Source organism: Alkalicoccus luteus (assembly GCF_012034335.1).
GTDB lineage: Bacteria > Bacillota > Bacilli > Bacillales > Salisediminibacteriaceae > Alkalicoccus > Alkalicoccus luteus_A.
In genome coordinates this window covers 33,858-60,479 of the sequence record NZ_JAATHJ010000002.1, presented here as the reverse complement: position 1 = coordinate 60,479, position 26,622 = coordinate 33,858, and the positions used below count along the sequence as shown (strand labels likewise).

Here is a 26,622-nt window from a genome sequence, read left to right as displayed (position 1 = left end):
GTGTAAGCAATGAACACCTTATTAGCGGTAATCGTCATTTTCGGTCTGCTCGTTTTTATTCACGAATGGGGACATCTCGTTGTTGCAAAGCGGGCTGGTATCCTCTGCAGGGAATTTGCAATCGGGTTTGGACCGAAATTGTTCAGTTTTGACCGAAACGAAACGACGTACACGATCAGACTTCTGCCACTCGGAGGGTTTGTAAGAATGGCCGGAGAAGATCCGGAACTTGTTCAAATAAAACCAGGTTATGAAGTTGGGTTGATTTTTAATGAGGAAGGTCTGGTCAGCAGACTTATCATTAATAATAAGTCTAAACATCCCGACTGCCGAGTTATGCAGGTTGAACAAATTGATATGGAGCACGAGTTGTTTGTAAGAGGCTACGTAGAGGAAGAAGAAGAACCGGTGTCATATCGTCTCGACCGGAAGGCCGAATATGTATATGATGAGAAAGCGACTCAGATCGCTCCGTATGATCGGCAGTTTTCGTCAAAAACTGTTTCGCAGCGTGCTGCCGCTATTTTTGCCGGGCCGCTGATGAACTTCGTTCTCGCTGTTTTTTTATTGATTTTATATGCAGCTATTGCGGGTCTTCCGATTAATGAACCGATTGTAGGCGGACTTTCAGAAGAAGGACCTGCCGAAGAAGCTGGACTTGAAGAAGGTGACGTTATTCAGACAATCGACGGCACTGAGGTCAGTACGTGGGAAGATATGACCGGCATTATTCAGGAAGCGCCGAATGAAACGATGGATTTCACTGTTGCCCGGAACGGCGATACGTTTGATGTGACGATGACTACTGAGATTCGTGAAATTCCTGAAGCTGATGATATTGGCGTGATCGGTGTTCTTGCCCCTACAGAAAGAACGTTTACCGGCGCTCTGGCATTCGGATTTACGCAGACATATGAATACACGAAATTAATCATTGAAGCGCTAGGTCTCTTAATTACAGGACAGTTCAGCCTTGATGCGCTCGCCGGCCCTGTCGGTATTTATAACTATACTGGAGAGGTAGCAGCAATGGGTGTACTTGTTCTGATCCAGTGGGCTGCTATTCTAAGCGTGAATCTTGGGATTATCAACCTGCTTCCTTTGCCGGCACTCGACGGTGGCAGGCTGATGTTTATCGGATTGGAAGCAGTGAGAGGCAAACCGATCGATCCGCAGAAAGAAGGGTTTGTCCACCTTGTCGGTTTCGCTTTGCTCATGCTTCTCGTAATAGCAGTAACGTGGAATGACATCAACCGCATTTTTTCTTAGTACAGGGTAAAGTTTGCAGAAGCAGCCGGAGCTGGCATACAGGCTGCTTCTGTCAGAAAACACAGATTTAATCCGGATCGGCTGCTGAAGCTGATCCGGAAAATACATAGTTGATCGAGGTGTCCCAGATGAGACAATCTACATTTTTAGTTCCAACGCTTCGCGATAACCCAAGCGGAGCTGACGCTGTCAGTCATCAGCTGATGCTAAGAGCCGGCATGATCCGTCAAAGTTCAGCCGGTGTCTATTCATTTCTGCCGTTAGGATGGCGTGTTTTACGAAAGGTTGAACAAATAGTGAGGGAAGAAATGGACCGTGCAGGTGCACAGGAGATGATTATGCCTGCCATTCAGCCTTCCGAACTCTGGAAAGAATCCGGAAGATGGGAAGATTACGGTCCGGAGCTGATGAGATTTAAAGACCGTCATCAAAGAGAATTTGCATTAGGTCCGACGCACGAAGAAGTCATTACTTCAATCGTGCGGGATGACGTACGTTCCTACAAAGAGCTTCCGATGACGCTTTACCAAATTCAAAATAAGTTTCGTGACGAGCGGAGACCTCGATTTGGTGTTCTGCGGGGCAGAGAATTTCTTATGAAAGATGCTTACTCGTTTGATCGTGATTTTGACGGATTGGACGAAAGTTATCAGCGTATGTATGAAGCGTATACAAACGTTTTTACGCGGCTGGGACTGAATTTCAGAGCAGTTATTGCTGATTCTGGAGCAATGGGCGGAAAAGATACGCACGAATTTATGGTACTGACCAATATCGGAGAAGATACGATAGCTTATTCTGATCAATCAACTTTCGCCGCTAATATAGAGATTGCTCCATGCGCTGATGAATATTCGCAGCAAGACGGAGAAGCGGAAGAACTTCGTGAAGTTGATACTCCCGGCCAGAAAACGATTGAAGGTGTCGGCCAATACCTTAATCTGCCCGCGGAAAGGTGTATTAAAGCCGTTTTCTATGAAGTCGATGAGGAGCTTGTAATGGTACTCGTCCGCGGTGATCATGAATCCAACGATATCAAGTTGAAACATGTTCTCGATGCCGGTAAGGTAGAGGCTGCCTCTGAAGAACTGATTCGCAGCACTGGAAAAACAGTGCCGGGTTCTGCTGGTCCTGTCGGAATTGAAGGCGAAGTGCATATAATAGCTGATAATGCCGTGAAGTATATGGTAAATGCCTGTACAGGAGCGAACAAAGAAGACGTACATTTTGTAAATGCAAATCCGGGTCGGGATTTTACTCCTGACAGATATGAGGATCTTCGTGTAATAAAAGAAGGCGATCCTTCTCCTGACGGTAATGGAACGATTCAATTCAAAGAGGGCATTGAGGTTGGGCACGTGTTTAAGCTGGGAACAAAATACAGTGAAGCACTGGGGGCCACCTACCTGAATAATGAAGGCAAAGCAAAGCCGATTGTTATGGGGTCCTACGGTATCGGTGTGTCACGAACAGTCGCAGCGCTTATCGAAGAGAATCACGACGAGAACGGAATCGTCTGGCCCAAAGCATGTGCTCCGTTTGACGTACATCTGATCGCGATAAACAGTAAAAAAGAAGACCAGCGCGAGCTTGCAGACCGGCTTTATGAGCAGTTTAGTCAAACGGGTCTCGATACGCTTTATGACGATCGGGCTGAACGTGCCGGAGTGAAGTTTAAAGACGCTGATCTCATTGGAATACCTCTCCGGGTGCAAGTTGGAAAACGTGCAGAGGAAGGATACGTCGAACTGAAGCAGCGAGCTAATGGAGATGCAGAGGAAGTGCATGTTGATCAGCTTGCCTCGCGTATAGGTGATCTGCTGGATTTGTAATCTGTTTAGGATCATAGGAGGGGGCTGTCCGCTCAGACCGCGGACAGCTCCCTTATCTATCTTACTTTATGAAAGGGGTGACCGCTTTGAGCATGGATCTTGAACAGCGGAAAGAGCGGTTTAAACTGCTGATGGAGCAGGTTCAGATGCCGGATGAATTTATGAAGGCATATGCTGATCAAGCCTCAATCCGAAAACTTGAAATTTACCAGAAAAACCGGCAATGGCATTTACATTTAACTGTTCCGCACGTCATGCCTTTCCCGGCTTACGAGCTGCTAAAAAGCCGAGTTGTTAACGGACTGTCCCATATAGCAGATGTGCACATGTATATTTACACAGAGGATCAAAACGGGGCTGATCGTCATTTCGCCTCCTATTGGCCATTTTTTCTGGAGCATCTTAAGCATGCAACAAACGGGCTCATGAAGCGGCTGGAATCTCAGACGCCGGATATTGAGAATGGCAAGGTTTTTGTGGATGTCCTTAATGATACAGAGGCTGAGCTGATGAACCGCCGAGTGAAGGAACCGCTGCAGAAGCTGCTTCGCGAATGCGGGTTTCCGGAATGGGGTTTTGCTTCTCGTGTTAAAGGTGATAAAGAGGAAATACAAAAGTTTGAAGAGCAGAAGCAGGAAGAGGACCACCATAAAGTAGTTGAAGCAATGCTCGAGAAAAAGAAACAGGAATCTAAAGCAAAAGAAATTCAGGAAACGGAGCGGGTAGCGGTTGGAACCGCAATCAAAGATGAGATTACGCCACTTGAACAAATCATTGAAGAAGAGCGGCGAATTGCGGTGGAAGGCTACGTTTTTCATGCTGAAACGAAAGAGCTGAAGAGCGGGCGCGTGCTCTTAACGTTTAAAATCACAGACTATACTGATTCGATGCTTATTAAAGTATTTTCAAATGATAAAGAGGATATTCCAAAGCTCGAAGCTGTTAAAGAGGGCATGTGGATGCGTGCACGCGGACCGGTTCAGTACGATACGTTCATTCGCGATTTAACCATGATGGCGCGCGATTTTCATGAAATCCGGCGGGATCCGCCTCAGGACAGGGCCGACGAAGGCGAGAAACGAGTGGAGCTGCATCTTCATACAACAATGAGTCAGATGGATGCAGTCGCTTCGGCAGGTGACTATGTAAAGCGTGCGGCTGCATGGGGGATGCCTGCTGTGGCTGTAACCGATCACGCCGTTGCCCAGTCTTTTCCGGAAGCCTATGCAACAGGAAGTAAACACAACATTAAAATTTTGTACGGGGTGGAAATAAACCTTGTCGATGATGGAGTTCCAATTGCATATCATCCGGAGCCTCGCGATTTAAAGGAAGAAACGTATATTGTGTTTGATGTTGAAACAACAGGTCTTTCAGCTGTTTATAATACGATAATCGAATTGGCTGCCGTAAAAATGAAAGACGGGGAGGTTATCGATAAGTTTGAAGCCTTTTCTGATCCTGGTGAAAAACTCAGTGCGACGATTATAGAACTGACTGGAATTACAGATGATATGCTGGAAGGACAGCCGCCGATAAAAGATGTATTAACCTCATTTAGAGATTGGTGCGGCACGGATACGCTGGTTGCACACAATGCAAGCTTTGATATCGGCTTCCTTAATGCAGGATATCAGAAGGCCGGCCTGCCAAAAGTGACTAATCCTGTTATCGATACTCTTGAATTAGGTCGTATGCTGTATCCGCACTTTAAGAACTACCGGTTAAATACGCTTTGTAAAAAGTTTAATATTGAGCTGGTGTCCCATCACCGTGCAATTTATGATGCTGAAGCAACAGCTCATCTGCTCTGGAAAATGGTGAAAGATTCGCTTGATAAAGGGATCACCTCTATGGACGAACTGAACGAGCAAGGCTCACCTGAAGATTACAAAAAGCAGCGTCCTTACCATTGCACGATCTATGCGCAAACGAAAGAAGGGCTGAAAAACCTGTACAAACTTGTCTCGTTTTCGCACATTGATTATTTCTACCGTGTTCCGCGTGTGCCGAGATCCATTCTTCAGAAGAACAGAGAGGGTATTCTGGTCGGTTCCGGCTGTGATAAAGGAGAGGTATTTGATTCCTTAATGCAAAAGGGTCTCGAAGAAACAAAAAATACAGCAGAGTTTTATGACTTTCTTGAGGTGCAGCCTCCCGGAAACTATCATCATCTCGTAGAGCGTGAAATCGTAAGGGACGAGCTGGAGCTGAAAGATATTTTAAAACAGGTAGTGAAACTGGGAGAAGAGACAGGAATCCCGGTTTGTGCTACTGGCAACGCACATTATCTGGATAAAGAAGATGCGGTTTATCGTAAAGTGCTGATTGCCTCTCAGGGTGGAGCAAACCCGTTAAACAGACAGACTCTGCCTGAAGTACATTTCCGCTCAACGGACGATATGCTATCCGAATTTTCGTTTCTTTCAGATGAAAAAGCAAAAGAAATCGTCATTACGAACACGCAGGATTTAGCCGAGCGTATTGATGTTATTAAGCCAATTCCGGATGACCTTTACACGCCGCATATCGAAGGCGCAGATGATGAAATGCGCCAGCTCTGTTATGACCGGGCCAAGTCCATCTATGGAGACGATCTTCCGCAGCTTGTTGTCGACCGTCTGGAAAAGGAGCTGACGAGCATTATTTCAAACGGCTTCTCGGTCATTTATTTAATTTCGCAGAAGCTTGTAAAAAAATCTCTCGAAGATGGTTATCTCGTAGGCTCGCGTGGGTCTGTCGGTTCAAGTTTTGTGGCGACGATGACAGAAATTACGGAAGTGAACCCACTTCCGCCGCATTATGTGTGTCCAACATGTAAGCATTCCTACTTTTTTAATGACGGCAGCGTTGGTTCCGGATTCGATCTGCCTGATAAACCTTGTGAGAAATGCGGAACAGCTTACGATAAAGACGGTCATGACATTCCATTTGAAACATTCCTAGGATTTAAAGGCGATAAGGTGCCTGATATCGACTTGAACTTTTCCGGAGACTATCAGCCGGTGGCCCATAACTACACCAAAGATCTGTTCGGTGAAGACTATGTTTACCGGGCAGGAACAATCGGCACAGTAGCGGAGAAAACCGCATATGGCTATGTAAGGGGATACGAAAGCGACGAAGAGCTGCAGCTGCGAGGAGCAGAAATCGACCGTCTCGTGCAAGGCTGCACCGGAGTAAAGCGGACGACTGGACAGCATCCCGGCGGCATTATTGTTGTACCGGATCACCTGGATATTTATGACTTTTCACCTATTCAGTTTCCTGCCGACGACAGGGAATCAGAATGGAAAACCACCCATTTCGATTTTCATTCTATTCACGATAATCTGCTTAAGCTCGATATTCTCGGTCACGATGATCCAACAGTTATCCGAATGCTGCAGGACTTAAGCGGTATGGATCCAAAAAAGATTCCTGTTGATGATCCTGAAGTGTTTAAGCTCTTCAGCGGCACTGAATCTCTTGGTGTAACGCCGGAACAAATTTTATGTAAGACAGGAACATACGGGATACCGGAATTTGGAACCCGTTTCGTCCGTCAGATGCTTGAGGAAACGAACCCCTCAACATTTAGTGAACTCGTTCAGATTTCAGGTTTATCACACGGAGCTGACGTATGGCTGAATAACGCTGCAGATTTGATCGCTGCAGGAACTTGCCAGTTAAAGGACGTCATCGGGTGTCGTGACGATATTATGGTTTATTTAATGTACAAAGGTCTTGATCATCCGCTTGCGTTCAAAATTATGGAGTTCGTTCGAAAGGGACGCGGTCTTGAAGAAGAGTGGATTGAGGAAATGAAAAAGCACGGGGTGCCTGACTGGTATATCGGCTCGTGTTTGAAAATCAAATATATGTTCCCGAAAGCCCACGCCGCTGCCTACGTATTAATGGCAGTTCGAATCGCCTATTTTAAAGTGCATGAACCAATGATGTTTTATGCAGCCTATTTTACCGTTCGAGCTGACGATTTTGATCTGGACACAATGATCAATGGTTCTGCATCGATCCGTAAAAAAATTGAAGAAATCCACGGAAAAGGCCTGGATGCTTCACCAAAGGAAAAAAGCCTTGTGACAGTTCTGGAGCTTTCGCTTGAAATGTGTGAAAGAGGATTTAGTTTCCAGAAGGTTGATTTGTACCGCTCCAAAGCGACTGAGTTTCAGGTTGATGGGGACAAACTGCTTCCTCCTTTTAACGCAATAAACGGAGTGGGAACCAATGCTGCGATAGCTGTAGAAAGAGCTAGGGAAGATGGCGAGTTTCTCTCGAAAGAAAACCTTCGTGAGCGAAGCCGGATTACAAAAAGTGTACTTGAAAAGCTGGATGAACACGGCTGTCTTGATGGGCTGCCGGACTCGAATCAGCTGTCACTGTTTTAGATACCGCTCGTTTGCAGTCTCGTGCGCGCTGTGGTATATTAAGAGCAGACATCGGGATACGAACGTAGGAAAGAGTGGGGCATCCCCACTCTTTCTTTTGCGGTAAATGGCCATTATGAACAGCAGCGAAAGCAGCTGCAAGCCGAATAATATGTTCAAAACATCAGATAATTGAGGAGGTTTGCCTATGTCCCGTAGTATTCAGCAGTCAGTTGAACAGCTTGCAGCTCCTATTTTAGAAGAGCTGAAGCTTGAACTGGTGGATGTTGAGTTTCAAAAAGAAGGAAAGAACTGGTTTTTGCGCGTTTTCATTGATTCAGAAAATGGAGTCGATCTGGATGACTGTACGAAAGTCAGCGAGCGCCTCAGTGAATCACTGGATAATAATGATCCAATTGAACAGGCGTATTATCTGGAGGTATCTTCACCTGGAGCAGAACGCCCGCTTAAGAAAAAGCAGGATATTGAAAAAGCCGTTGGCAAAAACGTGCACGTTACGACCTACGCTCCGGTAGAGGGCGAAAAAGTATTTGAAGGCGAACTGAAACAGTTTGAAGCCGAAACGCTTCACATAGCTGTAAAGGAAAAGCATAAGAAAGTCGTCAAACAAGTGCCTTATGCGCAAGTAGCGAAAGCGCGGCTCGCTGTTATTTTGTAACTGACAGCGGTAAAGCTGCTGTTTAAAATTGGAAAGGGGGATTAAAGCTCCATGAACAGTGAATTTATGGAAGCCCTTGCGACCATTGAGAAAGATAAGGGAATTGATAAAGAGGTGATTCTGGAAGCCATTGAACAGGCACTCATCACCGGTTATAAAAGAAATTTTAATTCTGCACAAAACGTGCGTGTTGATATCGACCGTGATTCAGGTTCGATCCGGGTTTTTGCCAGAAAGCAAGTTGTGGAAGAAGTTTTTGACGACCGCCTGGAAATATCACTGGAGGAAGCACATTCAATCAATCCGCTTTATGAAGTAGACGATATTGTGGAAATTGAAGTGACTCCCCGTGACTTTGGACGAATTGCGGCCCAGACAGCAAAGCAGGTAGTAACTCAGCGCGTCCGTGAAGCAGAAAGAGGGATCATTTACTCGGACTTTATCGACCGTGAAGAAGATATTATGACAGGTATTGTTCAGCGTCAGGATCACCGTTTTATTTACGTTGATCTTGGTAAGGTGGAAGCGCTGATGCCCTTAAGTGAACAGATGCCTACTGAAAACTACAAGCATAACGACCGGATCAAGGCGTATATCACTAAAGTCGAAAAGACGACAAAAGGTCCTCAGATAATGATTTCCAGAACGCATCCGGGTCTTCTGAAACGGCTTTTCGAGCTGGAAGTGCCTGAAATTTATGACGGCGCTGTTGAAGTGAAGTCCGTATCCCGTGAAGCAGGCGAACGTTCCAAAATCTCCGTTCACGCAGAAAACGAAGATATTGATCCGGTAGGCTCCTGTGTGGGGCCCAGAGGACAGCGTGTGCAGACAATTGTGGATGAATTGCGCGGCGAGAAGATTGATATTGTCCGCTGGTCGGAAGATCCAAAAGTATACGTAGCTAACGCACTCAGTCCTTCAAAAGTTGTAAAAGTGACGGTTAACGAAGAAGAGAAAATGACTCAGGTTATTGTTCCGGACTACCAGCTCTCCCTTGCGATAGGCAAGCGCGGTCAAAATGCAAGACTGGCTGCCAAGCTTACCGGATGGAAAATTGACATTAAGAGTGAATCGGAAGCAGAAGAACTTGGACTGCTTGACGGTGAACCAGAAGCTGCTGAAGAGCCGGAAGAGGACCACGACAGTGTTGCCGACTGGCTCAATGAAGATAACTGACTGGAGGGGATTTAACGATGCGCAAGAAGAAAACACCCCTGCGAAAGTGTGTTGTCACACAGGAAATGAAACCAAAAAAAGAGCTGATACGAATCGTGCGCACGCCGGAAGGGGAGGTAGTTCTGGACCCGACCTCTAAAAAGTCCGGTCGTGGAGCATATATTACAAGTGATATCGATGTCATTAATCAGGCAGAAAAAAAACAAGTGCTTGACCGGCATTTAAAAGCATCTGTTCCCGCTGCTCTTTATGAAGAAATGCGTCGGCTTCACCTCAGGGAGCAGCTGCTGTGATCACTCAAAAGCAGTTAAATCTGCTCGGCCTTATGCAGCGGGCCGGCAGACTTACGACCGGGGAGGAACTCGTCGTAAAATCAGTGCAGTCCGGAAAGGCTGCAGCAGTTGTTCTGGCTGAAGATGCCGGAGACGCTGTAAAGAAAAAAGTAACGGACAAATGTCGTTATTATAACGTACCGGTTGTTCAGGCCGGTTCAAGAGAAGATCTCGGCGCTGCCGTCGGGAAAGAAATGAGGGTGACGCTGGCCATTCTTGATGAGGGTTTTGCTAAAGCATTTCTGAAACTCTCTGAAGGTCAGGAGTCATCCTGATATATAGGAGGTACGTTTATGAGCAAAATGAGAATTTACGAATATGCTAAACAAAAGAACGTTACCAGTAAAGAAATTATTACAAAACTGGGTAAAATGGGCATTGAGGTTAACAATCATATGAGCGTCATTACCCAAGATACAATTGATAAACTGGAAGGAAAGAACGAGAAAAAAGTATCTTCCAAACCTAAGAGAAGTGGTGAGAATGCACCCGTGAAACAAAAAAACAACAGCAAACCCAATACTGCAAAAAAACCTGGCCAGAAAAACAATCGTGGCCAGCAGAACACCCGGGGCGGAGGAAGAAAAGGCGGACAAAAGCCACAGAAACAAAAGCCTGCTATGCCTGAATCCATTACGTACGAACTGCCAATTACAATTGCAGAATTTGCCGGCAAGCTTCATAAAGAACCATCCGAGATTATTAAAAAGCTGATGAGCCTCGGTACGATGGCTACGATCAACCAGGAGCTTGATAACACAACAATTGAGCTTTTAGGTGAAGAGTTCGGTGTAAAAGTTGAAGAGAAAATTGTTATTGATGAAGCTGAATTTGAGAACATGATTCAGGAGGATGCTGCAGAAGATCTGCAGGAGCGGTCTCCCGTTGTCACCATTATGGGACACGTCGACCACGGTAAAACAACACTGCTTGACAGTATCCGTCATACGAAAGTGACAGCCGGTGAAGCTGGCGGCATCACGCAGCATATTGGTGCCTATCAGGTAGAAGAAAACGGAAAGAAAATTACGTTTCTTGATACACCTGGTCACGCTGCATTTACTACAATGCGTGCACGCGGTGCTCAGGCTACAGATATTACGATACTCGTTGTAGCAGCTGATGACGGTGTCATGCCTCAGACGGTAGAAGCGATTAATCATGCCAAAGCGGCTGAAGTTCCGATAATTGTTGCAGTAAACAAAATCGACAAAGAAGGATCCAACCCGGACCGTGTCATGCAGGAATTAACTGAACACGGTCTTGTAGCAGAAGCCTGGGGCGGAGAAACAATCTTTGTCAATGTGTCTGCAATTCAGGGAGAAGGAATCGATGATCTGCTAGAAATGATCCTTCTGGTCAGCGAAGTAGCTGAACTGAAAGCGAACCCTGATAAAGAGGCAAACGGCACAGTTGTTGAAGCCGAGCTTGACCGAGGACGAGGTCCGGTTGCCACCCTGCTCGTTCAGGGAGGAACGCTTCGGGTCGGTGATGCGATCGTCGTCGGTAATACGTACGGAAAAGTACGTGCAATGGTAAATGATATCGGCCGTCGTGTTAAAGAAGCCGGGCCATCGATGCCGGTTGAAATTACAGGCCTGAACGACGTTCCGCAGGCAGGCGATCAGTTTAAAGTATTTAAAGATGAAAAGAAAGCCCGTCAAATTGGGGAAACCCGCTCAATGCGTGAAAAAGTGGCGAGCCGCAAACAAAATTCCACTGTCAGTCTGGATGATCTGTTTGATCAGATTCAGCAGGGTGAGATTAAAGATATCAATATCATTGTAAAAGCTGATGTTCAAGGTTCTGCTGAAGCAATGAAGGGATCGCTTGAAAAAATCGAAGTGGAAGGCGTAAAAGTGAACATTATTCACACTGGCGTCGGTGCCATTGCTGAATCAGATATTATTCTGGCCTCAGCATCAAATGCGATTGTGATCGGTTTTAATGTTCGTCCTGATGTTAATGCGAAGCGGACGGCAGACGCAGAAAATGTGGATATTCGTCTTCACCGCGTCATTTATGCTGCGATCGAGGAAGTGGAAGCAGCGATGAAAGGCATGCTCGACCCTGAGTACGAAGAGAAAGTAATCGGCCAGGCTGAAGTTCGTCAAGTATTCAAGGTTTCCCGTATCGGCTCTATTGCCGGTTCATATGTTACAGAAGGTAAAATAACCCGCGACTCTACAGTACGACTTATCCGCGACGGCGTTGTCATCCATGAAGGATCGCTTCAGGACTTAAAACGATTCAAAGACGACGTGAAGGAAGTAGCGAAAAACTATGAGTGCGGAATTACTCTCGACGGCTTTAATGATGTGAAAGAGGGCGACATCATCGAAGCATATGTCATGGAGGAAATTAAGCGTACATGATCGGAGCAGTCACGATTGAAGCTCTGCTTTACGACCCTCAGTCTCTGAAGGAGAAACGGGCTGTCACGAAAAGCTGCGCGGATCACATCCGCAGAAAGTTTAACGCAGCTTTTGCCGAAACGGAACATCAGGATGTTTGGCAGCGTGTAAAATGGGTAGCAGTATCTGTAAGCAGCAGCAGAACAGTCGTGGAAAAAGAGCTTCAGCGGGTGCTTCATTATTTGGATTCCCGGCCTGAACTTGAGATTTCCTCTGTTACCTGGGAATGGCTGTAATTTAGTGTGTCAGGAGTGATTAATGATGGGTAACGTTCGCGCGAATCGAGTAGCTGAACAGCTGAAAAAAGAAATCTCTGATATCATTCAGCGGGAGCTGAAAGATCCACGCATCGGTTTCATTACAGTGACAGATGTGGAAATTACGGGAGACCTTCAGCAGGCCACCGTTTTCGTTACTGTATATGGGGAAGAAGAAGAGCGCAAAAAAACGCTTGACGCCCTTGAAAAAGGAAAAGGCTTCATTCGATCAGAAGCAGGAAAAAGGGTTCAGCTCCGGAAAACTCCTGAAATATCGTTTGAATTTGATGAAAGTATTGAACGGGGCAACCGGATTGAAACACTGCTGAAACAAATGAAAGAAAAAGAATAGCAGGACGTCCCGAAGGGTATATTCCATCCAAAGGAAGGGATATACCCTTCCTTTTCATACATAGAATAACTTGAAGGCCGGAGGGAATCACGATGAACGAAATAAATGGGATTGTACCGCTGTGGAAACCCGCGGGGATGACATCCTTTGAAGCTGTTAAACGGGTCAGGCGAATATATGGCACTAAAAAAGCAGGTCATACCGGAACGCTCGATCCGGAAGTAGAGGGGGTTCTCCCCGTTTGTCTCGGAAGGGCCACAAAGCTTGTGGAATACCTGACAGGTGTTTCCAAGCAGTATGAGGGGACCGTAACGATCGGATATTCGACCGACACGGAAGACAGCCACGGTTCTGTAATAAATCAGACACCGGCTATGCAGGCGCCTTCCGAGGAGGAAGCAGATCAGGCTCTTGCTCAACTAACAGGAGTCATCAGCCAGCAGGTGCCAATGTATTCTGCCGTGAAGGTAAAAGGTAAAAGATTGTATGAATATGCACGTGAAGGGGTGGAAGTCGAGCGGCCAATTCGCAACGTCACCATTCACGAACTAAAACGTACTTCTGCCATTGAAGCAGAAGCTGCTACTGCCTCCTTTTCCTTTACCTGCTTGTGCAGCAAAGGTACTTATATCCGAACGCTGTCAGTTGATATCGGCCGCAAGCTTGGATATGCGGCCCATATGTCAGCGCTGACACGAACAGCTTCCGGCAGCATAGACAGTGCCCAGTGTGTAACGTTCGAACAGCTGGAAGCGTCTGATGACCCCGGCGAATATCTTGTGACGATGGAACATGCTACAGCTCATTTTCCTGCTATCACTATCTCAGACGAACTTGAATTGAAGGTGCTGCAGGGGGCGATTCTACCTCTGCCGGAGCAGTTCACAGAAGACGCCTCATTTGCGGCACTGCACAGCAGCGACGGAAGACTGCTGGCCTTGTACAAACGAGATGAAAAACGTGAAGGCAGCATGAAACCCGAAAAAATGATCAGAACAGCTGATCAGCCGAGGTGATAATGGTGGAAATAATCGAACTTAAACATCCGTTTCAACATAAAACGCCTGCGGCCTCTGCCTGTGCGCTCGGGTTTTTTGATGGGGTGCACCGAGGTCACAGGCAGGTCATTCGCGCTGCCTGCCGCACTGCAGAAGAAAAAGGGCTGAAAAAAGCAGTGATGACTTTTTATCCTCATCCTAAAGAAGTGTTGAGAGGCGAGCAGGCAGAGTATTTAACAACGCTTGAGCAGAAGATAGAACTTCTCCGTGCAGAAGGAATTGATTATTTATTTCTTGTGACGTTCAGCGAGGAATTTGCTGGATTGACGCCGCAGCAGTTTGTTGATGAATACGTTATAGGGCTGCAAATTAAACATGTGACAGCCGGCTTTGACTATTCGTTTGGGCATAAAGGGAAAGGAACTATGGAAACCTTCCCTTTCCACAGCAGGGGACAGGTTAGTTCGGAAACGGTCGATGAATTTCAGGAGAATGATCAGAAAATAAGCTCCACCGCTGTTCGGCAGTGTCTCCACAATGGTGATGTGGAAATGGCAGCGACTCTGCTGGGCAGACATTATGAAATAAAAGGGACCGTCGTTCACGGTGAAAAACGAGGACGTACGATCGGTTTCCCGACAGCGAATGTTGCGATCCCGGTCAAACAACTGGCACCAGCAAACGGCGTATATGCGGTAACAGCTGAAGTAGATGGCTTCATCCATCATGGCGTGGCAAATATAGGAATTGCTCCTACATTTAAATCGGATGGCAAACGAACGCTGGAGGTTAACCTTTTCGATTTCGATAAAGATATTTATGGGAGGGAATGTAACGTTTCTTTTTTAAAGCACATCAGACCGGAAAAGAAATTCGGGTCGGCAGATGAGCTGAAACAACAGATATCTGCAGATGCTGAACATGCAAGAAAGCACCTGCAGCAATATCAGGAGAAGCGGAATACGTAGAAATTTACGATCTTCCCTTGCATCAGCAGAGCAAGTCATGTATATTAAATGAGTCGAACCACAGCGCGGCGCTTCGATTCACCGACGTACGCTGGGCTGCAGGCGATTAAAAAAAGTTTCAGGAGGTGGATTTGGATGGCATTGACTCAAGAGCGTAAAAATGAGCTTATTACTGAGTATAAGACACATGAAAACGACACCGGTTCCCCAGAGGTTCAGGTAGCTATCCTTACAGAACAGATCAACACACTTAACGAGCATCTTCGTACCCACAAGAAGGATCATCATTCCCGTCGTGGACTGCTGAAGATGGTAGGTCAGCGCCGTAACCTTCTTACGTATCTTCGTAAGAAAGACGTTACCCGTTACCGTGCTTTGGTTGATAAGCTTGGTCTTCGTCGATAAGACGGTCAGAGCGGGAGTCTCTCCCGCTCTTTTTTATTGTGCTTAAAGCAGTACTGTCAGCTTTTCACGGTGCTCAATATTTGATATGATGAATGAGGAATTAAAGAACGTACGCTTTTACCTTTTACATAAACTGAACATGAAACCTGCATCATGCAGGCGGGAGGAGATTTATTATATGGCCACAGAAAAGAAAGTGTTTAAGACAGAATGGGCCGGCCGTGAATTAACTGTAGAATACGGCCAATTCGCCAAGCAGGCGAACGGGGCAGTGATGGTACGTTACGGAGATACGACAGTATTATCTACTGCTACAGCATCAAAGGAACCAAAAGATCTTCCTTTCTTTCCGCTTACTGTTAACTATGAAGAAAGACTTTACTCAGCCGGAAAAATTCCCGGCGGATTTATTAAGCGGGAAGGCCGTCCGAGCGATCACGCAGTCCTCACTTCCAGACTGATCGACCGTCCGATCCGGCCGTTGTTTCCGGATGGGTTCCGTAACGATGTTCAGGTGATCAGCATTGTCATGAGTAATGACCAGAACTGTTCTCCGGAGATGGCTGCAATGGTAGGGTCGAGTCTGGCGCTGTCTGTTTCGGATATTCCATTCGCCGGACCGATCGCAGGTGTAACTGTCGGACGCGTAAATGGCGAATTTCTCATTAATCCGACGACTGATCAAATGGAGAAAAGCGATATTAATTTAATTGTTGCAGGTACTAAAGATGCAATTAATATGGTAGAAGCTGGAGCTGACGAAGTTTCAGAAGATGTCATGCTGGATGCAATTTTATTCGGGCATGAAGAAATCAAGCGCCTCGTTGCTTTTCAGGAAGAAATAGCGCAGGAAGTCGCATCCTCCAAGATGGATGTAAAGCTGTTGAAGCATGATGAAGAACTTGTGCAACAAGTTCGCGAAGCTTCAGGCAGCTTGATTGAGGAGGCTGCGACTGTCGTTGACAAACAGGATCGGGACACTGCTGTGAAACAAGCGTATGATGAGATTCTCGAACAGTTTATGCCGGAAGATGATGGGGAAGATCGCACCGGGGAAGTAAAGCAGATTTTGGATATGCTGTTAAAAGAAACTGTGCGCAGGCTCATTACTGAAAAAGGAATTCGCCCAGACGGCCGAAAAGTTGATGAAATCCGTCCGCTTGCATCTGAAATTGATATACTGCAGCGAACGCACGGTTCCGGTCTGTTTACCCGTGGCCAGACGCAGGCTCTCAGCGTCTGTACACTTGGGGCTCTCGGCGACGTTCAGGTACTTGACGGACTTGGTATTGAGGAGTCCAAACGATTTATGCATCATTACAACTTCCCGCTCTTCAGCGTCGGAGAAACGGGTCCTATCCGCGGTCCGGGACGACGTGAAATTGGCCATGGTGCCCTTGGGGAGCGTGCATTGGAGAAGGTAATTCCATCTGAGAAAGAATTCCCGTATACGATCCGTCTTGTGTCGGAAGTACTGGAGTCCAATGGTTCGACTTCACAGGCGAGTATCTGCGCAAGCACGCTTGCGATGATGGCAGCCGGAGTTCCGATTAAAGCGCCGGTCGCCGGAATCGCGATGGGACTTGTCAAGCATGAGGATTCCGTTCAGGTTCTTACTGACATCCAGGGTATGGAAGACGCACTCGGTGATATGGACTTTAAAGTTGCCGGTACGAAAGACGGAGTAACAGCTCTGCAGATGGATATTAAAATTGACGGTATCGATAAGCAGGTGCTTCAGGAAGCACTTGCTCAAGCTCAACAAGGGCGAATGAAAATTCTCTCTAATATGATGGAAGCCATCCCGGCTCCGCGCACCGATTTAAGCGAATACGCTCCTAAGATTATGATGATGTCTATCAATCCAAACAAAATTCGTGACGTCATTGGGCCGAGCGGCAAAACGATCAATCAGATCATAGATGAAACCGGCGTGAAGATTGATATTGAACAGGATGGAACAGTCTATATTGCTTCTACGGATGCTGCTGCAAACGAAAGAGCAAAAAAGACAATCGAAGACCTCGTCCGCGATGTAGAGGTTGGTCAGACATACCTCGGCAAAGTAAAGCGAATTGAGAAGTTCGGTGCATTCGTTGAACTCTTTAAAGGGAAAGACGGGCTGGTGCATATTTCGCAGCTTGCACACGAGCGAGTCAATAAAGTAGAGGACATTCTGGAACTTGGTGATGAAGTGATGGTAAAAGTCACTGAGATCGACAATCAGGGAAGAGTGAATCTCTCCCGCAAAGCAATGCTTGATAAATAAGTATCTATAGCCGGGCCGGCCCGCTGGGAGCACAGCTTCCGGCGGGCTTTCGGTTATTATTAGGCTGGAGGAATGGTTTCAATGGAAAAACGGACGCTTTCAAACAATGTAAGGCTGGTACTGGAGAAAGACACGTCCATCCGGTCGGTATCGGCTGGAATTTGGGTCAGCACTGGTTCCAGGTTTGAACAGCCTGAAGAAAACGGCTCTGCCCATTTTATTGAACATATGCTTTTCAAGGGCACAAAGCAAAAAACGGCCTCTGAAATCGCTGAGGCATTTGATGCCATGGGTGGATATGTCAACGCAATGACCTCGAAAGAATACACAGCTTACTATGCTAAAGTCCTGGATACGCATGCGGCCAGTGCTGTTGCACTTTTAACAGAAATGTTCTTTGAAAGCCGGTTTGATGCCGGAGAAATGGAAAAAGAGAAGCAGGTCGTACTGGAAGAGATTCACATGTATGACGATACACCGGATGATCTCGTGCATGAAATGCTTGCAGAAGCAGCTTTCGGAAGACATCCTATTGCAGCACCGATTCTGGGTACAGAGGAAACGCTCATTTCCTTTAACGAGAGCCGTCTCAGAGATTTTATGAAACGACATTATGGCGGGGAGCGGCTTGTCATTTCGATAGCCGGTAATTTTACAGATGAGCTTGTAGACCAAGTATCAGATGCGTTTACATCCTCTGCACACGACGGAGAGCCGCTGCAGTTGGAGAAGCCTGTATTTCAAGGTAACGTGTTAACAAAAAAGAAAAAAACGGAGCAGGCGCATCTCTGCTTCGGATACGAGGGAGTCTCGCTAACCGACGATACGATTTACAGCGCTGTTCTTTTAAATAATGTGCTTGGAGGTAACATGAGCAGCCGCCTTTTTCAGGAAATTCGCGAAGAGCGCGGACTTGCTTATGCAGTCTATTCGATGCATGAAGCGTTCCGGGATACAGGACTTCTCACAATCTATGCAGGTACGCACGAAAAACATCTGGATGAAACAGTCGATATCATCAAGCGGGTGACCAATGATGTGAAGGAAAATGGGCTGACAGAAAAAGAACTGACGAATGCCAAGGAACAGCTTAAAGGCAATCTGCTGTTAAGCCTTGAGAGCTCCAGCAGCCGCATGAACCGCAATGCTAAAAATGAATTATTCCTCGGAAGAAGCTTGCCGATCGATGAGATGGTAGAAGCGATTGATGCAGTTTCCATGCATGCCATCCAATATACAGCTCGTTTGATTTTACATGACAATCCAGCGGTGTCTCTCGTCAGTACAGCGGGCTCCCTGCCCGCCTCCCTGCGAAATCGTACCGCTGTTGAATGCTGACAGCCTCTGATGCTTAATAAAGCTGTCTCATCCACTGTATTCGCATGTGCAGAGTCTGAGAGGGGCTGCTAAACTATTAGAGTGATGTGATTAGATAGTGATTAAATTGACGGAGGGGTTTATATGACTCAGCAAACATTTAACGTAGCAGTAGTAGGTGCAACAGGAGCAGTTGGTGAACAAATGCTTAAAACACTCGACCGGCTCGATTTTCCGGTTAATGAATTAAAGCTTTTATCATCCAGCCGCTCAGCTGGAAAAGTCAAGACGTTCAGAGGAACGGATATTACGATTGAAGAAGCAAAGCCTGAGTCATTTGAGGGTGTTCAGCTGGCACTGTTTTCAGCAGGTGGTTCAGTCTCGAAGGCGTTGGCGCATGAAGCAGTGAAACGCGGAGCGATTGTCGTGGACAATACCAGTGCATTCCGTATGGATGAAAATGTTCCGCTCGTAGTTCCTGAAGTTAACGAGCATGCACTTGATAAGCATAACGGAATCATTGCCAATCCAAACTGTTCCACCATTCAAATGGTAGCAGCGTTAGAGCCTGTCCGCCGGGCTTACGGCATGAATAAGCTGGTGGTGTCCACTTATCAGGCAGTTTCCGGTGCGGGTGCCGACGCAGTAGATGAAATGTACGAGCAGTCGAGACAAATTCTTGACGATCAAGAAATCGATCCGAAAGTGCTTCCTGTTTCAGGAGATAAAAAGCACTATCAAATTGCGTTTAACGCTGTGCCCCAAATCGATGTCTTTACAGATAACGGATTTACTTTTGAAGAAATGAAGATGATTAATGAAACGAAAAAAATCATGGAGGAGCCATCGATGCATGTTGCTGCAACGTGTGTCCGGCTGCCTGTTGAAACGGGACACTCCGAGTCAGTTTACATTGAAACGGAGCAGGAAGGGTTAACAGTTGATAAATTAAAAGATCTTATGCGCGAAGCTCCTGGAATCACGCTGCAGGATGACCCGTCCAGTCAGCTCTATCCACTTGCAGCTGATGCAAAAGGGAAAGACGATATCTTTGTCGGTCGTATCAGACAGGATCTTGATAATCCAAAAGGATTCCACTTGTGGATTGTCGCAGATAATCTTTTGAAAGGCGCGGCCCTCAATTCTGTGCAAATCGCTTTTTCTCTGATCCAAAAAGGATTGTTAAAATAAACTTTGTTAAATCCCGGCCAGCTGAGTGCCGGGATTTTTTATTGGGGCGATTGGAAATACCGCGTGAACTGCGTTTTACATTTCTTCGCTTGTAGCCTGGCACATGCAGGATTATAATGAAGATGGTGATGCATATATGAAATTAATCGTTCAAAAATTTGGCGGTTCTTCCCTTCAGACGGAAGCAAAAAGAGAGCAGTGCGCAGCACATATTTCTGACGCATTGCAAAATGGATACAAAGTTGTCGCAGTCGTTTCTGCAATCGGCAGAAGCGGTGACCCGTACGCGACCGATACGCTGTTAACGCTCGCCGGCGGCGCCACTCCGGTTGTTTCGGCAAAAGAGCTGGATATGCTGATGGCTTGCGGGGAGACAATATCGTCGGTGGCTTTTTCGGCGCTGCTGCAGCGTAAAGGCATTAAGGCTGGAGCTATGAACGGAGCCGAAGCAGGGTTTCGTACAAATGAAGTTTACGGCGATGCGCGCATAACAGAGATGCAGACAGCGGCGCTGGAAACAGCATTGGAAGAAATGGATGTGATTGTCGTCACTGGATTTCAGGGGCAAACCCCTAAAGGAACGACGGCAACGCTTGGCAGAGGCGGATCCGATACATCAGCAACTGCTCTGGGCGCAGCATTAAAGGCAGATTTGGTAGACATATTTACTGATGTAGCAGGTATTATGACGGCTGATCCACGAATAGCCGGCAGGGCAATGCCGCTTAAAGCAGTTACATATGCGGAAGTAAGCAACATGGCCTATCAAGGTGCAAAAGTCATTCATCCGAGAGCAGTGGAAATTGCCATGCAGGCTGAAATTCCTCTTCGTATCCGAGCATTCTCAGAAGATGGACCCGGCACGATGATCCGCTCTTCAGTTGACGGGGCGGCTGGTCAGGATTTGAAAGAAAGGCCGGTTACGGCTGTAACCCACAAAGATCACGTTTGCCAGATTAAAGCATCCGGACCCGAACCTAAAGGGGATGTCTTCACAGCGATGGCTGAAGCAGGAATATCTGTAGACTTTATTTCCATTCATCCGGATTTTGCGACTTTTACGATTCCTTCCGGGAAGCTTACTGAGGCTCTCGACTCTTTACAAGATCTGCCTCATGACGTAACATGGACGGACGATTGTGCGAAAGTGGCTGTTGTCGGCGGAGGCATGAGTGGAGTGCCTGGAATTGCTGCTAAAATTGTCTCAGCGCTGGAGCAGAGGGAAATAAGGGTTTTGCAGTCAGCAGATTCACATACAACCATATGGGTGCTTGTAAGCAGCCCGCAAATGCCAGAGGCCGTGAACATACTTCATGACAGTTTTTTAATTGGTGAATAAATTCACTGCTTCAGGCTGAAAAGAGGAGGATGACAGATGAAACTGGGAAATGTCGTAACAGCAATGATTACACCATTTAATCATCAGGGTGCTGTCGATTTTGATCAGCTAGGACCCCTTGTTGATCTGTTAATTGAGCGCGGAACAGAAGCTGTAATCAGCGGAGGAACGACAGGTGAATCCGCCACGCTCAGCATGAAAGAAAAAGCAGAGCTTTACCGTGAAACAGTAAAAGCTGCGAACGGAAGAATTCCGGTAATAGCAGGAACCGGAATGAACGACACACGTGCAACAGCCGAATTGTCTATCCAGGCAGAGAAGGATGGAGCGGACGGCATTATGCTGGTAGCGCCGTATTACAATAAACCTTCCCAGCAAGGGATGTTTGAGCATTTTAAAACGATCGCTGAAAAAGTAAATATTCCGGTTATGATTTACAACGTTCCTGGGAGAACGATGGTGAACCTGCTTCCTGAAACAGTGATTGCTCTCTCAGAAATACCGAATATTACGGCTGTTAAAGAAGCCAGTGGAAACCTTGATCAGCTTACAGCGCTGGTAGCAGGAACTCCAGCCAATTTCTCAGTCTATTCCGGTGATGACAGCCTGACGCTTCCTTCTGTAGCAGTTGGGGCAGATGGAATTGTTTCGGTATCCAGTCATATTATAGGACGTGAAATGCAGGAAATGATCGCGCATTACAGAGAAGGCAGACCAGAACAGGCTGCATCGATGCATCAGAAGCTGGTGCCATTCATGAAAGCAATGTTTATAGCACCAAGCCCTTCACCGTTGAAGACAGCGTTAAGCATGCAGGGCTTCGACACCGGAGGGGTCAGGCTGCCGCTTGTGGCGCTTGATGAAACTGAAAGGGCGCTCGTGCAGCGTGCGCTTCAAGATGTTTCCAGTATGAGCAGATTTTCCAGTTAACGAGCCGTCACTATCAAACAGCATCAGAAGCCTGCCCCTTGGTGCAGGCTTCTTTTTTTATTCTGCATTGATGATAGGCAGTTTACCGATCTGTGACATCTTCATTGATAAGGCAGGCGCCAATATTGGATTGGCAGCATAGTCATCAAGTGATTTGAGCGCTGCAGGCGTATAAACTGGAAGTCCAGCTTGTGAACCTGCGCCTCGTTCATGTATACTTATGAAAGAGGTTCAGATCGGCTTGGTCAGCAGATAAAAATGAATGTGGAAACAGTGCATGTCCAGAGAACGTCTGAGGAGACAGACGTTCTTTCTGGTGGACCGGTGATCATTTTTTCCGCGCCTAAGCGCCTGCTGTCGCATTTACTGAATAATGAACATCTACACAGTTGAACTTTAGTTACAGGAGGAATTAATTTGGCAAATCAACAGACCGACAAAATTAAAATCTTTGCCCTAGGTGGGCTGGGAGAATCCGGGAAAAACCTCTACGTGGTAGAGCTGGATGAGAACATTTTTATTCTTGACGCCGGATGCATGCATCCGGAAGATGACATGCTTGGAGTAGACATTGTGATACCGGATATGTCTTATCTTATTGAAAATAAAGACCGTGTCCAGGCATTGATTCTTTCACATGGGCACGAAGAACATATCGGTGCTGCAGCTTACCTGCTGCGTGAGATCAAAGTGCCAGTTTACGGATCCAAGTTTACGCTCGCACTGTTAAAAGATGAATGCGATGAAATTAAGCTCAAAAAGAAGCCGAAATTTCATGAAGTGCATGCAGACTCCAAGGTCCGTATTGCAAAGACACCTGTCAGCTTTTTCAGGACGAACCACAGTATTCCTGATTCACTTGGCATTGTCATTCACACGTCGCAAGGTCCGATTCTTTATACAGGAGACTTCAAATTTGACCAGAATCCTGTCGATGGACAGACGATGGATATAGACAAACTTACTGAAATAGGCTCAAAAGGGGTTCTTTGTCTTCTCTCAGACAGCTCCGCTGCTGAAGTACCCGGATATACCCCATCCGAGTCTATTGTGGCTGAAGGTCTTAAGGATGCATTTCATGAAGCTCCTCAGGCGTTGATCGTCTCTGTTTATTCAACACATCTTCACCGGATTCAACAGGTACTGAACGCTGCAGCCCATAAAGAGCGCAAAGTAGCTGTGGTCGGAAAAACGATAGAGCGCGCGGTCGAATTAGGACTTGAACTCGGCTATCTCACAGATGATGACGACGTGCTGGTGTCTAAAAAAGAAATAAAGTCGCTGGACCGTGATGAGCTTGTCGTTCTGACGACAGGAACACAGGGAGAGCCAATGAGCGATCTGATGAAGATGGGCAAAGGCTCCCACCCGTTATTTAAAATTCAGAACAAAGACAGAATGATCATGTCATCCATGCCGAAGCCGGGCAATGAAAAGCTCGTTTCACAAATGATTGATTTAATCTCACGTACCGGTGCAGATGTCGTATATGGCAAAACCAAAAAGATTCACGCAAATGGCCATGCAAGCCAGGAAGAATTGAAGCTGATGCTGAACGTAGTGAAGCCACAGCACTTTATTCCTGTCAGCGGCGAGTATCGTATGCAATATGCGCATCAGAAGCTTGCAGCTTCTGTCCATGTGGAGACGGATAATATTTACCTGCTGGAAAAAGGCGAGACAGTCGAATTCCAAAAGCGTAAAGGTAAGCGGGGCCCTAAGGTTCCTTCCGGTCATGTTCTGATCGATGGTCTCGGTGTCGGCGATGTTGGCAACATTGTGCTGCGGGACAGAAGGCTGCTCTCAAAGGACGGCATTCTGGTTGTCGTTGTCACACTTAATAAAAAGCACAATGAAATCCTTTCAGGTCCCGATATCATTTCCAGAGGATTTGTATACGTCCGCGAGTCGGAAGCATTGATTAATGAAGCAGAATCGCTTGTGAAAAAATCTCTGGGTGAAGCAATGGAGCAGAATCAGACAGAATGGTCCCAGTTGAAAAGCCATGTCCGGGACCAGCTGAGCCGCTATTTGTATGAAAAAACAAAACGCCGGCCAATGATTATGCCAATTATCATGGAAGCCTAATGAATGTCGACAGTGTCTCCCTGCAGGTACCTGCATCGCGGGGGCACTGTTTGTTTTCACAGCAGGAATGCGGGAAGGTCGGATACATATGCCAGCTAAAAAAAAGAAAAAACCTACAAAAAAGGAACAGCAGTGGAAGCGACTGCTTAAATTTGAAGCTTCCGGTGCCCTTTTAGCTATCACTGCAGTTTTGATTATTTTCCGGCTGGGGTGGATCGGTGAAATAGGCCAAAACGCTTTAAGGTTTGCCGCCGGCAGCCTGTATTGGCTTCCGGCAGCCGCGCTGCTTCTTTCAGGACTGTTCCTGATGTGGAAAAGAAAATTTCCTCACTTGTTGTCGAGAACGACAACAGGAATTCTTCTGGCAGCAGCAGGTTGCACAAGCCTGCTTCAGATTCCCTTTCGAAGACGGTATGCTGAAGGTGTGCAACAAGGAATTGCCGAACAGTCGGCTTCTTTTGGACAGATAGAGGGGTTTCATGGCGGAGTTTCCGGAGTGCTTATATTTGAAAGCACTGCGGTTCTCGCTGCAGCGCCGGGAGCCATCATGCTGGCTCTGTTGCTAGTTGCAGCAGGTGCTGTGATTGCGAGCCGAAAGTCAATCATTGATATGATGAAATGGAGTGCTGAAAAACAAAAGCCGTTTGCTGTTACATTCTGGAAAAAGCTGAAGTTGGCAGGTGTTACAATTGCAGAATCTGTGAAGCAGCGATTTCAGGAGCGTCAGACAAAAGAAAATACGAAGATAGAAACGGATGAACCCGCTCCCATATCAGGAACTGATAAGGCAGAAGAAGTTCCTGAAGAATTGAATCAACCAGTGGAGAAAGAACCATTGATTTATGATTTTACTGCGACTGCATACGAAGAGCCGCAGCACCAGGTAGAAAAGAAAGAGGCTGAGCAAGGTGAGGCTGAGCCGGTTGAATCAAAACGACAGGGTCTCGTTGTTCAGGAAAGCGAAAACGTGGACTATAAACTGCCCTCGGTTTCCCTTCTCGCTCCTCCATCGAAACAGACGCAGTCAAAAGAGCACTCCCAGCTGTCAAAAAATGCACGAAAACTGGAAGACACGCTTGCAAGTTTCGGTGTGTCTGCGAAGGTTACCAAGGTACATCTTGGCCCTGCAGTTACGAAATACGAAGTGTATCCGGCTACCGGAGTTAAAGTAAGCCGTATCGTTAATTTATCAGACGATCTTGCTTTAGCGCTGGCAGCCAAAGATATCCGGATGGAGGCACCAATTCCGGGAAAATCCGCTATCGGAATCGAAGTGCCGAATCAGGATGTGGCTCTCGTAACGTTCCGTGAAGTGATCGATTCTCAGCAGATGAAGAATGAAGCCAACCCGCTTGCGATAGCACTCGGCAGAAACATCTCCGGAGAAGCGGTTGCAGCTCATTTAAATAAAATGCCGCACCTGCTCGTAGCCGGAGCGACCGGAAGCGGAAAGAGTGTCTGCATCAATGGTATTATTGTCAGTATTCTGCTCAGAAGCAAACCGCATGAAGTCAAGCTAATGATGATAGACCCTAAAATGGTGGAACTGAATGTATATAACGGCATTCCTCATTTGCTCTCTCCGGTTGTAACTGAACCGAAAAAAGCAGCTCAGGCATTGAAAAAAGTCGTCAGTGAAATGGAAAGAAGATATGAATTGTTTGCAGCAACGGGCACGCGTAATATAGAAGGGTATAACCAGCATATTCACAGAGAAAATGAAACAAGAGAAGATCCTTATTCTCCGCTGCCTTATATCGTTGTCCTCGTAGATGAGCTTGCAGACTTAATGATGGTCGCATCAGGTGATGTGGAAGATGCGATTACCCGTCTGGCCCAGATGGCACGGGCCGCCGGGATTCATTTGATCATTGCAACACAGCGGCCTTCTGTAGATGTCATTACGGGCGTCATTAAAGCAAACATCCCATCCAGAATTGCATTTGGTGTTTCAAGCTCAACAGATTCAAGAACGATTCTCGACGGAGCGGGCGCCGAAAAACTTCTTGGTAAAGGTGATATGCTGTTTATGCCGGTTGGTTCGGGTAAGCCGGTGCGCATACAAGGGGCGTTTTTAAGTGATGAAGAAGTGGAAAAGGTAGTAAGGCACTGTATTGAACAGCAGCAGGCACAATACTCAGAAGAAATGATCCCTGACGATGAACCAGAAACAACCAGTGCTGAATCAGATGACGCACTTTTTCCAGACGCAGTCGCACTCGTCACTGAAATGCAGACAGCCTCTGTGTCGATGCTCCAGCGACGTTTCCGCGTCGGGTATGCACGGGCGGCCAGATTGATAGATGAAATGGAACAGCAGGGGATTGTAGGTCCTTACGAAGGCAGTAAGCCCCGGGAGGTGTTGGCTGCCAGAGGGGAAGATGGGCAGAGTAATTGATTTAGAGAGAACTATCAAAACTAATGGCAGGAGGCATCCAC

20 protein-coding genes are annotated in these 26,622 nt (G+C 46.7%); all 20 read left to right on the top strand.

The genetic code is table 11. The features are described 5' to 3' along the window. The first annotated feature begins 9 nt into the window (after window positions 1-9). The 20 genes from rseP to HCN83_RS01720 all read left to right on the top strand — a co-directional run bounded on the left by rseP (window position 10) and on the right by HCN83_RS01720 (window position 26,581). On the top strand, window positions 10-1,269 hold the full coding sequence (rseP, locus tag HCN83_RS01815; protein WP_168004604.1) for an RIP metalloprotease RseP: 1,260 nt from the start codon (window positions 10-12) through the stop codon (window positions 1,267-1,269). A gap of 128 nt (window positions 1,270-1,397) precedes the next feature. Continuing rightward, a complete protein-coding gene (locus tag HCN83_RS01810) occupies window positions 1,398-3,101 on the top strand; it encodes a proline--tRNA ligase (protein ID WP_168004603.1) in 1,704 nt (567 codons plus the stop codon). Window positions 3,102-3,193: 92 nt separating this feature from the next. Beyond that, a complete protein-coding gene (locus HCN83_RS01805; protein ID WP_168004775.1) occupies window positions 3,194-7,489 on the top strand; it encodes a PolC-type DNA polymerase III in 4,296 nt (1,431 codons plus the stop codon). A 187-nt stretch (window positions 7,490-7,676) separates the two neighbouring features. Then, the gene (gene rimP, locus HCN83_RS01800; protein WP_168004602.1) at window positions 7,677-8,147 is read left to right on the top strand and encodes a ribosome maturation factor RimP; all 471 of its coding nucleotides are present in this window, start codon (window positions 7,677-7,679) and stop codon (window positions 8,145-8,147) included. A 51-nt stretch (window positions 8,148-8,198) separates the two neighbouring features. After that, window positions 8,199-9,323, top strand: coding sequence for a transcription termination factor NusA (gene nusA, locus HCN83_RS01795; RefSeq protein WP_168004601.1), 1,125 nt, complete (start codon window positions 8,199-8,201; stop codon window positions 9,321-9,323). Between the two features lie 17 nt (window positions 9,324-9,340). After that, complete coding sequence (rnpM, locus tag HCN83_RS01790; protein ID WP_168004600.1) at window positions 9,341-9,616, top strand: RNase P modulator RnpM; 276 nt, start codon at window positions 9,341-9,343, stop codon at window positions 9,614-9,616. Further along, a complete protein-coding gene (locus HCN83_RS01785; protein ID WP_425483577.1) occupies window positions 9,613-9,930 on the top strand; it encodes a L7Ae/L30e/S12e/Gadd45 family ribosomal protein in 318 nt (105 codons plus the stop codon). The genes rnpM and HCN83_RS01785 overlap by 4 nt, the downstream gene beginning before the upstream one ends. Window positions 9,931-9,948: 18 nt before the next feature. After that, window positions 9,949-12,030, top strand: a complete 2,082-nt coding sequence (gene infB / locus HCN83_RS01780) for a translation initiation factor IF-2 (RefSeq protein WP_168004599.1) — start codon at window positions 9,949-9,951, stop codon at window positions 12,028-12,030. Beyond that, window positions 12,027-12,305, top strand: coding sequence for a DUF503 domain-containing protein (locus tag HCN83_RS01775; RefSeq protein WP_168004598.1), 279 nt, complete (start codon window positions 12,027-12,029; stop codon window positions 12,303-12,305). The genes infB and HCN83_RS01775 overlap by 4 nt, the downstream gene beginning before the upstream one ends. Before the next feature lie 25 nt (window positions 12,306-12,330). After that, a complete protein-coding gene (gene rbfA / locus HCN83_RS01770; protein ID WP_168004597.1) occupies window positions 12,331-12,678 on the top strand; it encodes a 30S ribosome-binding factor RbfA in 348 nt (115 codons plus the stop codon). 92 nt (window positions 12,679-12,770) lie between these two features. After that, window positions 12,771-13,694, top strand: coding sequence for a tRNA pseudouridine(55) synthase TruB (gene truB, locus HCN83_RS01765; protein ID WP_168004596.1), 924 nt, complete (start codon window positions 12,771-12,773; stop codon window positions 13,692-13,694). Between the two features lie 5 nt (window positions 13,695-13,699). Continuing rightward, on the top strand, window positions 13,700-14,644 hold the full coding sequence (locus tag HCN83_RS01760; protein ID WP_168004773.1) for a bifunctional riboflavin kinase/FAD synthetase: 945 nt from the start codon (window positions 13,700-13,702) through the stop codon (window positions 14,642-14,644). 135 nt (window positions 14,645-14,779) lie between these two features. Beyond that, on the top strand, window positions 14,780-15,049 hold the full coding sequence (gene rpsO, locus HCN83_RS01755; protein ID WP_168004595.1) for a 30S ribosomal protein S15: 270 nt from the start codon (window positions 14,780-14,782) through the stop codon (window positions 15,047-15,049). A gap of 178 nt (window positions 15,050-15,227) precedes the next feature. Beyond that, window positions 15,228-17,318: a polyribonucleotide nucleotidyltransferase gene (gene pnp, locus HCN83_RS01750; RefSeq protein ID WP_168004594.1), complete on the top strand. Its 2,091-nt coding sequence runs from the start codon at window positions 15,228-15,230 to the stop codon at window positions 17,316-17,318. An 81-nt stretch (window positions 17,319-17,399) separates the two neighbouring features. Then, window positions 17,400-18,656 (top strand): M16 family metallopeptidase, encoded by a 1,257-nt coding sequence (locus HCN83_RS01745; protein ID WP_168004593.1) that lies wholly within the window; start codon window positions 17,400-17,402, stop codon window positions 18,654-18,656. A 123-nt stretch (window positions 18,657-18,779) separates the two neighbouring features. Then, window positions 18,780-19,826: an aspartate-semialdehyde dehydrogenase gene (locus tag HCN83_RS01740; protein WP_168004592.1), complete on the top strand. Its 1,047-nt coding sequence runs from the start codon at window positions 18,780-18,782 to the stop codon at window positions 19,824-19,826. Window positions 19,827-19,962: 136 nt separating this feature from the next. Further along, window positions 19,963-21,165, top strand: coding sequence for an aspartate kinase (dapG, locus tag HCN83_RS01735; protein WP_168004772.1), 1,203 nt, complete (start codon window positions 19,963-19,965; stop codon window positions 21,163-21,165). A gap of 36 nt (window positions 21,166-21,201) precedes the next feature. Continuing rightward, on the top strand, window positions 21,202-22,095 hold the full coding sequence (dapA, locus tag HCN83_RS01730; RefSeq protein ID WP_168004591.1) for a 4-hydroxy-tetrahydrodipicolinate synthase: 894 nt from the start codon (window positions 21,202-21,204) through the stop codon (window positions 22,093-22,095). Between the two features lie 417 nt (window positions 22,096-22,512). Further along, window positions 22,513-24,183, top strand: coding sequence for a ribonuclease J (locus HCN83_RS01725; RefSeq protein WP_168004590.1), 1,671 nt, complete (start codon window positions 22,513-22,515; stop codon window positions 24,181-24,183). Between the two features lie 88 nt (window positions 24,184-24,271). Then, the gene (locus tag HCN83_RS01720) at window positions 24,272-26,581 is read left to right on the top strand and encodes a DNA translocase FtsK (RefSeq protein WP_168004589.1); all 2,310 of its coding nucleotides are present in this window, start codon (window positions 24,272-24,274) and stop codon (window positions 26,579-26,581) included. The last annotated feature ends 41 nt before the right edge of the window (window positions 26,582-26,622 follow it).